Genomic DNA, 424 nt, shown 5'->3' on the forward strand with positions numbered 1-424 from the left:
GAACTAGCCAGCCACACCACCCCCACACCGGCAGCGATCCCCGACGGGCTGGCCGGCCAACTGGCCGGCCACACCCCCGCACAGCAATTGGCGACCCTGACCACCCTGATCCTGACCGCCACCGCCACCGTGCTGGCCCACCCCGAGCCGGCCACTCTGGATCCCGACCAGCCGTTTAAACACCTCGGCATCGACTCCCTGACCGCCCTGCAACTACGCAACACCCTGGCCAGACAGACCGGCTTACCGCTACCGGCAACCCTGGTCTTCGACCACCCCACCCCAACCGCCATTGCCGGCTACCTGATGGATCTGCTCTCGGGCAGCGCGACCCCGACGCGGGTGATCACCGCCGTCGCCGGGCAGATTGACGAACCCATCGCGGTGGTGGGGATGGCGTGTCGGTTGCCGGGTGGGGTGGATT

The 424-nt window shown here is 68.4% G+C and carries 1 protein-coding gene; it reads left to right on the forward strand.

Annotated elements, in window-relative coordinates:
• Positions 1 to 424 (forward strand): acyl carrier protein (locus BST12_RS29550; RefSeq protein WP_139802108.1); only part of this gene is annotated, 424 nt, incomplete at both ends.

Source organism: Mycobacterium angelicum (assembly GCF_002086155.1).
Taxonomy (GTDB): Bacteria; Actinomycetota; Actinomycetes; order Mycobacteriales; family Mycobacteriaceae; genus Mycobacterium; species Mycobacterium angelicum.